The organism is Geomonas oryzae (assembly GCF_004117875.1).
Taxonomy (GTDB): domain Bacteria; phylum Desulfobacterota; class Desulfuromonadia; order Geobacterales; family Geobacteraceae; genus Geomonas; species Geomonas oryzae.
In genome coordinates this window covers 194,988-208,371 of the sequence record NZ_RAHW01000001.1, presented here as the reverse complement: position 1 = coordinate 208,371, position 13,384 = coordinate 194,988, and the positions used below count along the sequence as shown (strand labels likewise).

General features: G+C 62.2%; 13 protein-coding genes and 3 riboswitches. Of the genes, 5 read left to right on the top strand and 8 right to left on the bottom strand.

The genetic code is table 11. The features are described 5' to 3' along the window. Positions 1–54: 54 nt before the first annotated feature. From D6Z24_RS00975 to D6Z24_RS00950, 6 genes are all read right to left on the bottom strand, one after another. On the bottom strand, positions 55–2,238 hold the full coding sequence (locus tag D6Z24_RS00975; RefSeq protein WP_246014528.1) for a hybrid sensor histidine kinase/response regulator: 2,184 nt from the start codon (positions 2,236–2,238) through the stop codon (positions 55–57). Further along, entirely contained in the window at positions 2,238–3,689 is a 1,452-nt protein-coding gene (locus D6Z24_RS00970; RefSeq protein WP_129124671.1) for a heavy metal sensor histidine kinase, read from the bottom strand. Before D6Z24_RS00970 ends, D6Z24_RS00975 begins: the two co-directional genes overlap by 1 nt. Continuing rightward, a complete protein-coding gene (locus tag D6Z24_RS00965) occupies positions 3,667–4,341 on the bottom strand; it encodes a heavy metal response regulator transcription factor (RefSeq protein WP_129124670.1) in 675 nt (224 codons plus the stop codon). Before D6Z24_RS00965 ends, D6Z24_RS00970 begins: the two co-directional genes overlap by 23 nt. A gap of 69 nt (positions 4,342–4,410) precedes the next feature. After that, on the bottom strand, positions 4,411–6,861 hold the full coding sequence (locus D6Z24_RS00960; RefSeq protein WP_129124669.1) for a methyl-accepting chemotaxis protein: 2,451 nt from the start codon (positions 6,859–6,861) through the stop codon (positions 4,411–4,413). A gap of 46 nt (positions 6,862–6,907) precedes the next feature. Continuing rightward, on the bottom strand, positions 6,908–7,666 hold the full coding sequence (locus D6Z24_RS00955; RefSeq protein ID WP_129124668.1) for a substrate-binding domain-containing protein: 759 nt from the start codon (positions 7,664–7,666) through the stop codon (positions 6,908–6,910). A gap of 36 nt (positions 7,667–7,702) precedes the next feature. Beyond that, a complete protein-coding gene (locus tag D6Z24_RS00950; RefSeq protein ID WP_129124667.1) occupies positions 7,703–8,467 on the bottom strand; it encodes a substrate-binding domain-containing protein in 765 nt (254 codons plus the stop codon). A 395-nt stretch (positions 8,468–8,862) separates the two neighbouring features. On the opposite strand from D6Z24_RS00950, the gene D6Z24_RS00945 reads away from it, so the two are divergent. Both D6Z24_RS00945 and D6Z24_RS00940 read left to right on the top strand, forming a co-directional pair. After that, a complete protein-coding gene (locus D6Z24_RS00945; protein ID WP_129124666.1) occupies positions 8,863–9,261 on the top strand; it encodes a hypothetical protein in 399 nt (132 codons plus the stop codon). An 85-nt stretch (positions 9,262–9,346) separates the two neighbouring features. Next, on the top strand, positions 9,347–10,603 hold the full coding sequence (locus tag D6Z24_RS00940) for a glycerate kinase type-2 family protein (RefSeq protein ID WP_129124665.1): 1,257 nt from the start codon (positions 9,347–9,349) through the stop codon (positions 10,601–10,603). Positions 10,604–10,607: 4 nt separating this feature from the next. Here the strand turns inward: D6Z24_RS00940 and D6Z24_RS00935 are convergent, their stop codons facing one another. Both D6Z24_RS00935 and D6Z24_RS00930 read right to left on the bottom strand, forming a co-directional pair. Beyond that, positions 10,608–10,937 (bottom strand): hypothetical protein, encoded by a 330-nt coding sequence (locus D6Z24_RS00935; protein WP_129124664.1) that lies wholly within the window; start codon positions 10,935–10,937, stop codon positions 10,608–10,610. A gap of 125 nt (positions 10,938–11,062) precedes the next feature. Beyond that, positions 11,063–11,305 carry a hypothetical protein gene (locus D6Z24_RS00930; protein ID WP_129124663.1) on the bottom strand — a complete coding sequence of 81 codons (243 nt, stop codon included), beginning with the start codon at positions 11,303–11,305 and terminating at the stop codon, positions 11,063–11,065. Between the two features lie 331 nt (positions 11,306–11,636). On the opposite strand from D6Z24_RS00930, the gene D6Z24_RS00925 reads away from it, so the two are divergent. The 3 genes from D6Z24_RS00925 (at position 11,637) to D6Z24_RS21575 (ending at position 13,351) form a co-directional block, all read left to right on the top strand. Beyond that, positions 11,637–11,924: a hypothetical protein gene (locus D6Z24_RS00925; protein ID WP_129124662.1), complete on the top strand. Its 288-nt coding sequence runs from the start codon at positions 11,637–11,639 to the stop codon at positions 11,922–11,924. Positions 11,925–12,031: 107 nt separating this feature from the next. Then, positions 12,032–12,108: riboswitch (cyclic di-GMP riboswitch) on the top strand. A gap of 117 nt (positions 12,109–12,225) precedes the next feature. Then, entirely contained in the window at positions 12,226–12,645 is a 420-nt protein-coding gene (locus D6Z24_RS00920; RefSeq protein ID WP_162605054.1) for a bacteriohemerythrin, read from the top strand. Positions 12,646–12,788: 143 nt separating this feature from the next. Then, a riboswitch (cyclic di-GMP riboswitch) is annotated at positions 12,789–12,866 on the top strand. 130 nt (positions 12,867–12,996) lie between these two features. Further along, positions 12,997–13,074: riboswitch (cyclic di-GMP riboswitch) on the top strand. 115 nt (positions 13,075–13,189) lie between these two features. After that, positions 13,190–13,351, top strand: coding sequence for a hypothetical protein (locus D6Z24_RS21575; RefSeq protein WP_198419389.1), 162 nt, complete (start codon positions 13,190–13,192; stop codon positions 13,349–13,351). The last annotated feature ends 33 nt before the right edge of the window (positions 13,352–13,384 follow it).

Below are 13,384 nucleotides of genomic sequence, written 5' to 3'. Positions count from 1 at the left end.
GGCCTTCGCCCGTCGAAGGGACATCCCAGAGGGGGGCGGGGACACCGTCCCGGACTAAGCGTCATGGTGTGAAGGTGCGTCGAGCACTTCCCGCACCTTCACTGCGAGGTCGGTCATCGAGAAGGGCTTCGAGATGAAGTTCACCCCCTTATCCAGCACGCCGTGGTGGGCAATCACGTTGGCGGTGTAGCCGGACATGAAGAGGCACGCAGCATCCGGGCAGTGCGGCTGCAGCCTGCGCGCCAGCTCCCGCCCGTTCATCTCGGGCATGACCACGTCGGTTACGATGAGATCGATGCGGCGCCCCTGCTGGCCGGCGAGTTCCAGCGCCTCGGAAGGGGTCTTGGCGGAAATGACCTGGTACCCCTGCAAGGCGAGGAACGACACCGCCACCTCGCGGATGCTCGGCTCGTCCTCCACGATCAGGATGGTCTCGTTCCCCCGGATCTCCTTGGCTGCGGTCGGCTCGGCGAGCGGTTCCGCCTCGTCCCCCCGGTGCCGCGGGATGTAAATCTTGAAGCTGGTTCCCTTGCCCGGCTCGCTGTAGGTGTTGATGAAGCCGCTGTTTTGCCTGACGATGCCGTACACCGTGGCGAGGCCCAGGCCGGTGCCGCGTCCCACGTCCTTGGTGGAGAAGAACGGCTCGAAGATGTGGGAGAGGGTCTCCTGGTCCATGCCGCAGCCGTCGTCGCTCACGGCGAGCATGACGTAGTCGCCGGGGGTAAAGCCGAAGTGGGCGTTGCAGTAGTCGGTGTCGAAGGCGACGTTGCGGGTTTCGATGGTGATCTTGCCGACGTCGGCAATGGCGTCGCGGGCGTTCACGCAGAGGTTGGCGACGATCTGATCCAGTTGGGACGGGTCCATGCAGACCCGCCACAGTCCCGCCCCGGGTCCCCAGGCGAGGTCGATGTCCTCGCCCACCAGACGCTTCAGCATCTTGAGCATCTGCTCCACGGCCCCGTTCAGGTCCAGAACCCTCGGCGCGATGGTCTGCCTGCGGGCGAAGCCCAGAAGCTGGCTGGTAAGAGCCGCCGATTTGTCTGCGGCCTGCCGGATCCCGTCGAAGCGGGCCCGCGCCGGGTGCTCGGGCGGCAGCTCCCGTGCCCCCAACTGGGCGAGCCCCATGATGACGGTAAGGAGGTTGTTGAAGTCGTGGGCCACACCGCCGGCCAGCCTTCCCACCGACTCCATCTTCTGGGCCTGCTGCAGTTGCGCCTCCAGGGCGGCCTTCTCCTTCTCGGCGCGTTTCAGTTCGGTAAGGTCCGAGATCAGGACGTAGAAGCCGCGGACGCTCCCATCCACGATGTCGGGGATGTAATGGGCCCAGTGGTGATAGGTCACCTCTCCGCGGACGATGGTCCTCTGGAAGTGCTGCGGCTCCCCCGCGAGGACGGCACGCGCATGCTGCTCGTTCTGTCCGGCGAGCTCCGGGCCGAGGACCTCGGTCATCCCCTTGCCGATCATACCCTCGGCGTCTTTACCGACCCACTGCCGGTATTCGCGGTTCGCGAAGCGGCAGGTGAGGTCGCTGTCCCAGTAGCAGACCATGCCCGGCAACTGCTCGGTCATAAGGCGCAGGAAGCGCTCGTTCGCGCTCAGGGCGTTTTCGAACCTTTTCCTCTCGGTGATGTCCTCGGTGAAGATGAGGATGCCGCCGACCTCTCCGGCCGCGTCATACCAGGGGCGGATCTCCCACCTCACGTACTGTACCGCCCCGTCCCCCCTGACGAATTCGTCAGCCTCCTCGGAGAGGATCTCGCCGGCGAGTCCCCGGCGGTGGAACTCCTTCCAGCGTTCGGTGATTTCCGGGAACACCTCGTAGTGCGACTGACCGAGGATGTCGCCTTCTCCCAGCCCGTACATGACGAGCCAGCGGCGGCTCACCTCGAGGTAGCGCATCTCGCGGTCGAACATGGCAAGGGACACCGGGGCGTACTCGAAGAACAGGCGCAGGTGGGCGTTTTTCTCGTTCAGGCTTTCCAGGCTTTGCAGGCGGGCGCCGTCGGCCGCAGCCACGGCGTTCAGGTACCGGTCGATCAGGACGTAGAGGAGGGTTGCGGTGCAGAGGATGAAGAGAAACCCCTTGGCGACGGCGATCCGCATCAGCATCTGCCGGTCGTCGAAGAGCCAGTCGAGGACCGTGTCCGACCCGTAGATCCAGGCGAGGCCGAAGACGGCGTAGATGGCGACGATCCGAACCGTTTCCCTTCGATTTTGGTGCAGGCGCGTGAACATCATCATCCTTCCTGTGCTGCCGGTGCGCGGTCCTGTGCGCGGCACCCGGGGCGGGGAGGAGGAAAGCCGAGGGTGACCGCCGTTCCCTTGCCGGGAGTGCTCGCCATCGAGACGGTGCCGCCGTGCAGGGTCATGATGGAGCGGACGATGGCGAGCCCGAGCCCGCTTCCCTGGTTGTAGACCTGGCGTGCCTGGGGCGAGCGGTAGAAGCGGTCGAAGACGCGCGGAAGCTCGGCCGGGTCCACTCCCATGCCGTCGTCCTCGACGATCAGTTCGAGCCCCCCGTCGGAAAGGGGCGTGAGCCTCACCCTGATCTCGCCGAACCTCTTCGTGTAATGCAGGGCGTTTGAGATCAGGTTCCCCACGGCGCGCTGGAACAGGTGCGGGTCGACGCAGGCCTTCCCCTCTCCCTCGATGGCGATGGCGGTGTCATCCTCGTCCGCCACGTTGCCGTAGTAGTCTGCCAGCCGCTCCACCTCGGCGCGGACGTCGATCAGCTCCGGCTGATAGGAGCGGTCCGGGCGCGCCAGGAACAGGATGTCGACCACCATGCGGGAGAGCCTCTCGTACTCCTCGATGGCGGACTCGATGATGCGGCGGTATTCGTCCTCGGAGCGGGCGCGGGAAAGGGCCACTTCCGCCTCGCCGCGCAGGTTGTTGATCGGGGTGCGCAGTTCGTGGGCGAGGTTGGCGGAAAATTCGGAGAGGCGGCCGAAGGATTCCTCGAGACGCTCCAGCATCGCATCCAGGGCGACCGCCAGTTCCTCCAGCTCACGCGGCGAGCCCACCATCCGGGTGCGCTGGTGCAGGTCGGCCTCGGTGATGCCCGAGAGCTTGTCCGCCATCTCCTTCAGGGGCCTGAGCCCCCGGTGCGCGATGACGACCCCGAGCACGGCGGCGAGCATCAGCCCGATCGCCACCGACACGGCGGTGCGGATCAGGTACTTGGACATGAGGGCGTCGTCCTTCGTTATGTTCAGGGCGACCTGTACCAGCCGGTAATGGGGATTGTCGTCGCGTCCCGCCCAGGCGGCGTTCAGCAGGTAGTGCTTTTTCGCCCCGGTGCGGTAGCGGACCCCGCGCCCGATCTTCTCGCTGCTGGTCACCGCCGGCGGGAAGCGGTCGACCGGGATGTTCTCGATCCCCGGCGACTGCATCAGGGTGCGTCCCTCCGCGTCCTGGATGCGCACAAGATGGTGGCTCGGCTGTCCCGGTTTGTTGGCGGGTATCTGGTCCTTCAGCGCGTCGGGGTGGCGGGCGATGATGTCCCTCAGGTTTACGATGCGCTCCACCAGAAAATCGTTGTCCTCATAATCGAGGTCCTTGGAGAGCCGCTTGAACTGGAACCAGTTCGTGCACAAAAGGATCAGGAGGGTGGCTACGAAGTAGAAACCGACCAGGCGTGCGGTAAGAGAGATGGCGCGGGGGCGGTCAGGACGCTTCGTCGATGACATAGCCGACCCCCCTGATGGTTTGGATGAGCTTCAGCGGGAAGGGGTCGTCCACCTTCTTCCTGAGCCTTCTTATGGCGACGTCGACCACGTTGGTGTCGCTGTCGAAATTGATCCCCCAGACCTGCTCCGATATCGTGGTGCGCGAGAGCACCTCGCCGCGGCGCCGCAGCATGAGGGTGAGCAGCTGGAACTCCTTCGCGGTGAGGTCGAGCGACTGCCCGGCCCGGCGCGCCTTGTGGCGTACCATGTCGAGTTCCAGGTCCGCCATCCGCAGAAGTTCGGGCTGTTGCAGCGGGTGGCGGCGCAGGATGATCCTGATGCGGGCGAGCAGCTCCGAGAAGGCGTACGGTTTGACCAGGTAGTCGTCCGCCCCGAGCTCCAGGCCGTGCACCCGGTCATGCACCGCGTCGCGCGCGGAAAGGAAGATGACCGGGACGTCGTTGCCCGCCGCACGCAGCTCCTCGATGATGGCCCATCCACCCTTTACCGGGAGCATGACGTCCAGGATGATGAGGTCGTAGGTCTCCGTCATGGCGAGGTGCAGCCCGTCCTCGCCGTCGTTGGCGATGTCGACGCTGAAGCCGTTTTCGGTGAGACCTTTCTTGAGATAATTGGCGGCCTTTTGCTCGTCTTCGATGATGAGGATGCGCATCCTGCTCCCAGCCTTTCATGAGTTTGCCGGTCGAGTATATATCATCGGCACGCGGAGCGCGATAACTTCTTACACCCTGAACCATCCCACCATGCCGTTCAACTCCGTGGCGAGCTGCGACAGTCCGCCCGACGAATGCCTTATGTCGGTGAAGGAGCTCCTGAGCTCCCGGGCGATGGTGTGGATGCCGTCCATGTTTTTGGCCACTTCCTCGCTGGTCGACGACTGCTCCTCGGCGGCGACGGCGATCCTCTGCACCATGTCGGCCACCTGCTCGACGTAGTTCACGATCTCCCCGATGGCGACCAGTGTCTGTTGCACCTGCCCCTGTACCGTCTCCACCGACTCGCGCTCGTCGTGCATGAAGGCGACCGAGTCCCTTACGCTGCTCTGCATGGTCTTGACCGTCTGCGATATCTCCTGCGTCGCCGTCGCGGTCCGCTCGGCGAGCTCGCGCACGTTGTCGGCCACCACCGCGAAGCCGCGCCCCTGTTCGCCGGCGCGCGCCGCCTCGATCGCCGCGTTTAGCGCGAGGAGGTTCGTCTGGTTGGCGATGTCGTTTATCAGGGTCACCACGTCGCTGATCTCCTCGGACTGCTTGCCGAGAGATTCCACCTTCTGGGCCGCTTCCTTCACCGACTCGACGAACCGGTCCAGCTCCCGCGCCGTCGTCTGCATCGCCGCCTTGCCGCGGTCTGCTATCCCCTTCATCTGCACCGCGGCGTCGGAGGTGTCCGTCGAATTCTTCGCCACCTCCACCGTGGTCTGCGTCATCTCGGTCATCGCGGTCGCGGACTGGTCGATGCGCGTGGTCTGTTCCTCGGCGCCGCGCTCTAGCGAGACGGCGGTTGCGGAGAGCTCCTCCGAGCTGCTGGCGAGGCTCTGGGTGGCGTCCTTTATCTTGCCCACCATCCCGCGCAGGTTGTTCACCATCTCCCACATGGCGAGCTGTACCTTGCCCACCTCGTCGCCGTTGTCGGTGTCGATGCGGACCGAGAGATCCCCCTTGGCCACCGCCTGCGACACCCCGAGCAGTTGGGCGAGCGGCCGTGATATGGAGCGGTAGACCCAGACGCCGAAGGCGATCCCGAAGAGGACGGCCCCAAGGCTTATGGCGCCGATCAGCAGGGTCGAGAAACGGACCATCCTGTTCACGGTGGTGATGGCCTTTTCCTGGTCCACCTGCGCCACGCTCACCGTCTTTTGCCCGCTTTCCGCCTGTTTCTGGACGATCTCGCGCAGCTTGCCCATGGCCGCCGCCGCCTTCACCTCCATGTCCAGGCGGTTGCGGATCTTCGAGAGCACCCCGTCTTTTACGAAGAGAAGTCCCCTTACCGTGCCGAGGGCCCCCTCCGCCTGGCGCAAAAGCGCGGTCTCGGTGCGCGCGTTCAGCTTGGAGAGCGACTTGGAGAGCTGGGCGTCCACCTGGCCTATGCGGCCGAAGAGCCCGTTCAGTTCACCCTCGATGGCGTCGACGTCCTTCACGCTCGTCGCGGTGAAAAGGCGCGAGGCGAGGCCGTCCACCTTGAGCCCCAGGGAAAGCAGCTCCGAGTTGTTCGCCATCACCCCGGTGGCGACCGTCGAGTTGCCGAAGTAGGAGGCCTGCTTGCGCGTCTCCGAACCGAGGGTGTCTGCGGCCATGGCGGCCTCCTGCTCGAGCACCAGGTTCACCGCGTTCATCTTTTGGGTGATCTCGGCGAAGAGCTGGTCCCTTGCCGAGGTGTCGGTGACGCCGGGGTCGAGGGTGGCGCTTTGGGCCTTGCCGAACGGGACGATCCTGCCGTTCAGGTACTTAAGGTCCCCGGAGATGCCGCCGGAACTCTTGGCAACCTCGTTTTGCAGCGCCTTGCTCATGGCCGAGTTGCATTTCGCCTGGGAGATGAGGACACCCTTCTTGGTGGACGCCTTGCTCACCTCCAAAAGACCCAGGTGGAAGTCCTTCAAGGTGAGCTTCAGCGCCTCGACGTTTCGGGCACGGTCCGATACGCCCTTCGTTTCCGTAACAGACCTGCTGTAGGAGCTGGAGCTCGTCGACTGCAGCCCCTTGATCTTCGCGTCGAGCTCCTTGAGGCGGGTGGTCGCCTCAAGGAGCCGCTCGTTGATCGTCTTGTTGGCCGCAGTCGCGTCCTCTTCGGCCTTTATCTTTCCGGAAGTCACCTGGAAGAGTTCCGTCGCTATGCCGGCCAGGGCCTCGTGGGCCTCCAGCTTCACGTCGCCGGAGAGCGCCTGCAGCGCCGCCTGGCCGGTTTCCACCTGCGCGAGCGTCTTCTCCGCCTCCGACTTTGCGCCCTGGAACTCGCCGCGGTTTCTGGAGGCGCTGACCTTGATCAGGTCCGCCGTCGTCTCCTGGATCTGGCGCTGGAATTCCACCGTTCTCATCTGGAAAGGGGTGCTGCGCTGGGTGAGGTCCTTCAGCTTGCTGTCGACGAAGCGCATGCCGACGATGCTGGCGATGGCTACCCCGGCGACGATCAGGATCACGATGATTACATTGAGGGTAAGTTTGGTCTTGATGGTCATCATTCACTCCGTCCTTAGGCTGAAGTCCTCTCCCGCGTGCGTCACCTTACTGCCTGATGTACTTCTGCCCCTCGCCGTTTATGAAGGAGATGAGCTTGCGGACCTTCTGGGACGGTTCCCCCTTGGTGACCAGGATGACCGGGCGAGCAATGTCGGGGGTCTTGACGGTCTTGATGGTGGCGTCCACCATGGTGACCGGGCCGAAGGCGATCGCCTCCAGGTTCGCGGCGACCTTCTCGCGCACGTCCTCGAAGCGTCCCGCGTCCACCACGTCCGCGGCGAACGGGGCGTCCGCCATGGCGAGCTTCTTGAACGCGGCGTTGGTGGCCGGGTTGATCGAGGAGAGGACGATCAGGATCGGAGCGTCGTTGCCCCCCACCTCCTTCCAGTTGGTGATCTTGCCGGTGAAGATCCCCTTCAGTTGATCCAGGGAAAGGGACGCGACCGGGTTGTCCTTGTGGGTGACCGTGTAGATTTTGCTGGCCCCGATCACGCTGGCGACGTACGCCGAGGGCTGGGGTGTCTGGATGTTCTCCTTCGCCGCAGTTTTCACCAGGTCTTCGTAGGCAAGCCCGGCTGCGGAGGCGTCGAGTTCGCCGGCCATGAGCTGCTTGAAGGCGAGGGTCGCGCTGCTGAAGTTGAGGTTGATGTTGATGCCGGTGCTCTTCTCGAAGGGCTCCTTCACCGGTTTCAGATAGCCGTCGATCGGGGCACCCCCTCCGCCCACCTTGATTTCCTCGCCGAAGGCGGCTGCGCAAAAGACCATCGTTGCTGCGACAGTGAGACTTACCAAGCTTTTCTTCATCGCTTCCCTCCTGATGTGTTGGATTGCAGGTGCGTTCTACTCCTTGACGTACTTCTTCCCTTCGCCCTTGATGAAATCGATAAGCCGCTGGACCTTGCCGGATGGCTTTCCTTTGGTGATGAGGGTGATGTCGCGCGCCAGCTCGGGCGTCCGTACCGCCTTCACGGTATCGTCCACCAGGGAGAGCGGGCCGAACCCGACGGCGGACGGGTTGGAGACGACGTTGAGCTTCACGTCCTCCGCGGTCGTGGCGTCGATGACGTCCTTTGCGAAGGGCTTGTCACCCATGAACGCCTTGGAGAACATGGCGTTGGTGCCCGGGGTCAGCTTTCCCAGCACCACGAGGACCGGGGTGTCCTCACCCCCCACCTCCTTCCACGATGCGATCTCACCGCTGAAGATTCCCTTCAACTGCTCAGCCCCGAGCTGGCTCACCTTGTTCTCCTTGTTGACGAGTACCTTGATCTTGTCCTTGCCGATGAGGACCGGGGTGAAGGACTCCGGTGAGGCGACTTCGGCCCCTTCCTTCTTCATAAGGGCGAGCCATTCCTGGTAATTGAGCCCGGCCGCCGCCGCGTCGACCTCGCCTTTTTGCAGGTCCAGAAGGGCGTTTTTGGGGCCCGAGGCCACGATGTAGAGCTTGATCCCGGTTGCCGCTTCGAAGGCGGCGCGGATCGGCTTCAGTATGTTCTCGGTGGGGGCTCCTCCCGCCCCTATCTTCAGTTCCTCCGCACCCGCACGGGCGGAGAGGCCGATCAGAAGGACGAACATAACGACCGCAAGTTTGGATATTGCTCTCATAGTTGCTCCTTTCACTGAATTATTTGTGACGATGTCTGAATGAGGCAAGAAGCGGGATGACTCTGGTCTATTCGACACTGTAAAAGGAGACTTTAGAACTATTAATACTGTTTGACGTCGTATACGAGAATGCGGCAAAGCGGGGATGCTGCCTCGTTTTTTCCTGAAGCTGGTGAACCGACGACGCAACTGCGTTTCATCTCCGGCCGTCTGGCGTCAAGCGGCGTTGCCGGCACGGATCTGGCGCGAGGATGTCGCGTGGTGACAACTGGACGGCGAACGCCCGCGGTTAGACATGCAGCGCTGCGGGAATGGGGGATGCGGTTGCGTTTGATTGTTTTTATGGAAGGATTTTAACTTCGTCGAACGGGATACCTGAATGAAGGAGGAGAGCCATGAGCCGTTCCATAATGAGCTGGATCTACCCCGCGGGATGTTTCTCTCTCCCGGAGATCAAGGAGAACCGTTGTCCTTTGTGCGGTAACTTCCGGGCCGACTGCACCTGTACCGACTGTCCGCATCCCGTTCTGGTCGACGGCAGGGAGGAGATATGCGGCGTGCACGGCTGTCTGGAACACCTGCTGGACCGGGAGCTCGTCGCACGTATCGAGATGCTGGAGGGGCAGCTGGCCGGGCTCAGGGAGGAGGCGAAAAGAAGGGAGCGCGCCACTCCCCCCTGTCCGATATGCGGCGAGGTGCAGGTGGTGGACATCTACGACAACGGGCCGTGTTCCTGTCACGGACATTTCTACGCCGGCGAGAAGTACGGCTGGATCAGGAAGGAGCGCTACTGATCCGCCGGGGTATGCAGGTGTCTTAGCAGTTGCGCCGCGCACCCCGCTGTTGTATCTATGCTCAATCTCACCCTTGGAGGAGACCATGGAGCCGCGCCGACTGCTTGAGAAGATGTTCGAAGCCGCCGTCCGTTCCGCCCTGCCGGAGCACTGTCTGAAAGACCATCTCCCCGAGCTCCCCAGAGGGAGAGTCGTCGTGATCGGTGCCGGCAAGGCTTCCGCCGCCATGGCGCACGCCTTCGAGGAGGCCTGGAGCGGCGAGATCTCCGCGGGAATCGTGGTTACGCGCTACGGCTACGAGGTCCCTTGCCGCAGCATCGAGATCGTGAGCGCCGCACACCCCGTTCCCGACCAGGCCGGCCTGCACGCCGCAAGGCGCATGCTGGAACTGGTGGAAGCCCTTACCCCCGACGACCTCGTCGTCTGCCTCATCTCCGGTGGCGGCTCCGCGCTCCTGCCGCTCCCCCTTCCGGGCGTCACCCTAGAGGAGAAACAGGAGTTGAGCCGCGCACTTCTAGCCTGCGGCGCAAGCATCTCCGAGATCAACTGCGTCCGGCGTCACCTCTCCGCCATCAAGGGGGGACGGCTCGCCGCCGCCTGTCATCCGGCGCGCGTCGTCACCCTCGCCATCTCCGACGTGCCAGGCGACGGGCCGACCGACATCGCCTCCGGCCCAACCGTTGCCGATCCGACCAGCTGCGCCGATGCGATAGCCGTCATCGACCGCTACGGCATCAAGCTGCCCGACCACCTGCGTCAATGCCTGGCCTGCGGCGAGTCGGTGAAGCCGGGGGACCCGCGCCTTGAGCGCGCGGAATTCCGGCTCGTCGCCACGCCGCAGGGCGCCCTGGAAGCGGCGGCGGAAACGGCGCGCCGGGAGGGGGTCGCCGCGCATATCCTAAGCGACAGGATAGAGGGGGAGGCGCGCGAGGTCGGCAAGGTCATGGCGGGGCTCGCCCTGCAGGTCGCGCGTCGCGGCGAGCCTTTTAAAGCCCCCTGCGTGCTCCTCTCCGGAGGCGAGACGACGGTCACGGTGAATGGTAAAGGGCGCGGCGGGCGCAACGTGGAGTTCCTGCTCGCCCTGGCGGTGGCCCTTGATGGTGCGGAAGGGATCTACGCTCTCGCCGGTGATACCGATGGTGTCGACGGGCAGGAGGAGGTCGCGGGGGGATTCGTGACGCCGGAGCTGCTTGAAAGGGCGTGGTCTTTGGGGATCAACCCGAGGGCGCGCCTGGACGACAACGACGGACACGGGTTCTTCGGGGCACTGGGGGAGAGTCTCGTCACCGGCCCCACCCTCACCAACGTGAACGATTTCAGGGCGATACTGGTGACCGGGTAGCGGGTCAGCGTTGCGGTTCGGTCATCATCTTTTTCATCACGAGAACGAGGAAGGCGACTGCGGCGATGAGGGCCATGTCCTCAAGGGAGTTCCATGGCTTGAAGGTGAGGGAGGAATGGCTGTAGTAGTCGGAGAGGTAGCGGGCAAGGCCGGACAACAGGGAAACGAGGACGGCGCCGCGCGCGCCGTTGAGCCAGGAAACCAGGGCTACCGGTCCCAGGTAGAAAAGAAGCAGCGAGTAGTCCCCCGTCACGTAATCGACGTAGCCCAGGACGATCACCAGCAGATACCCGCAGGTTACCAGCCCATCCCAGCTGCAAGCGACTTTGCGCATCAGCCCCCCGTTGTTACGATTGCACTCCCGCCCGAGCGGGCTCAGGTTTACGGCATGGCTTCAACTGAAAAAGCCGCCCGATGGTCATCCAAGGGGCGGCTTTAACGTTACAGGTTAAGACCTGATTACTTCGCAGCCGGAGCAGCTTCAGCGGCCGGAGCTTTCTCGTCTTTCTTCTCAGCTTTCTTTGCTTTCTTTGCTTTCTTAGCAGCTTTCTTCTTGGCAACTTTCTTAGCCGGAGCTTTTTCTTCTTTCTTAGCTTCCGGAGCGGCCGGAGCAGCAGCCGGAGCAGCGTCAGCAGCGAAAACAACACCAGCGAAAGCAACAGCAACGAGAGCAGCGACTACGGAGGAAACGATCTTTTTCATTGTGGATCTCCTAAATTTTGTTGTGGTTTGAACTTCTGTCTTTCCTTATAGCATTCCCCGTGCCAAACTTTGCAGCCGTGGCGTAAGTTGCCGAAACTACGAAGGTCGATCTCTCTCGAGGCGAGAAAGGGGCGCGCGTGGCGGTACCGGGAGCCCCGGGCGATACCTCAAATGAGACATAGAATCGCCCAAATGAGTCAGTCGCTCCCTGCCCGGACCGTGTTCGTGGCGGCAGCCCGGAGGGCACCGGCAGGGGGCACGTTTGACTTGGGGCGGCAAGGTGCTATCAATAAGGCGTTTGTCAGTCAAAAGAACTCAAGGAGGTACCAGTATGAAACTCACAGCAAGTAAACGCGTTGTCTTAACCCTGCGTGTCGCAGCATTCGCCCTTGTTTTCGCCGGCGGTTATCTGTGCGGTACGGTTACCGAGCACAGGGCCGACGCGCAGATGGGAGACCTCGGTTCGGAACTGCTGCAAAGGGCCGCCGGAAGCGGCGGCGTGATCGGCAGCGTAGCCCAATTGGGCACCACCATCTCGGACATGGAGAAGAACGTGAGCGGGCTGCAGAAGAACATCGATACGCTGAAAAAGGTGAAGGCGGCGTTGGGAGGGAAATAGCAGCGGGGCGTCTGCCTGTTCGCCGGACGTATCGACATATGCAGGAAATCTCATTGACATGCTTTTCGACGTGCGATATGTTTTCGCTCGCAATACCAGAGAAGGATAGACGACAATACTAAACCATCCGCGAGGATGGGACGGAAAGCCTACAGGGTCTCACCGAGACAGCCGGGTCGCCGAAATATCACTTAAGATATCGAGGCCCCGGCTTTTTTGCGTTCAAGGGGCGTGCGAAACGTATAGGAACATCCAGCGTTAACATTCCGGTGACTGGCATGACGCCATGTGCGGAGGGCTTATGTTTAACACGAAATGGACCCCGGATCTGGTGATCGGCATCGATGACGTCGACCAGTGTCACCGGTACATCGTCAGGATGATAAACGACGCGTACGACGGCTTCGTGGTCGGCATCAACCCCGAGAGCTACATCCTCGATGAGATCCTGGTCTGCATGTCGCAGTGCTTCGACTACGAGCAGATGCTGATGATGGAGACCTGTTATCCCGACTTCCTCGCGCACCGGGATGAGCACGAGCTTTTCAGGCAGAGGATGATCGACGTGCACAGCCGCCGCAACAAAGAGGGGAACCTGACCATCGATCTGCTGGTCATCCTGGACCACTGGGTCAACCGTCACATAAGGGAGTGCGACGCGAAGCTCGGGGCGTATGTGGCTGAGTTCTCGGTGCCGGAAGGGATGTGCCGTACGGCGTGAAACGGGGAGACGGGCGCTGCGGGCGGTGCTGCGCAGGCAAAAGAGGTGATGGTAAAAAAAAGTAAAGGAATGTAAAAAAAAGTTGCAATCGGGAAATTCATCTGCTAAAAGGTGACCCGTCGTTACAAAACTTTAAGTAAAGTTCTCCGAACGGGCAAAACCAGAGTGATCTGGTGACGCAAAGCCACGGGTCCTGACATAAGGATAGCCGGGTTGCCGAAGAGATGAGTATCCATCTTGGCATCCGGCATATATTACCGATACAAGGGGCGCTCTCATCTTTGGCAGATGTGAGCGCCCTTTTTTGTGCGCGGCCGGCTGCGGTCGACGCTTAAGTAAAAACTGAATAGTTCTCCGAACGGGCAAAACCAGAGTGATCTGGTGACGCAAAGCCACGGGTCCTACCATGAGGATAGCCGGGTTGCCGAAGAGATGAGTATCCATCTTGGCATTCCGGCATATTACCGATACAAGGGGCGCTCTCATCTTTGGCAGATGTGAGCGCCTTTTTTATTGCCCACAATTCAAACCTGCGAGGCATGCAATGAAAGAGATGACGATACGGACCCTTGATCCGGAGTGGAAGAAAAAACTGACCGAGTGCATGAAGGAGATCGGTCTGCTCTCCGCGCCGCATCTGCAGGTCACGGTGAACATCGCCGATTACCGCGTCTGCGACGCGGTCAGAAACGAACGGATGAAGTGATACCGGCCTTCGGGCCGCCAGAAAATCGAACAG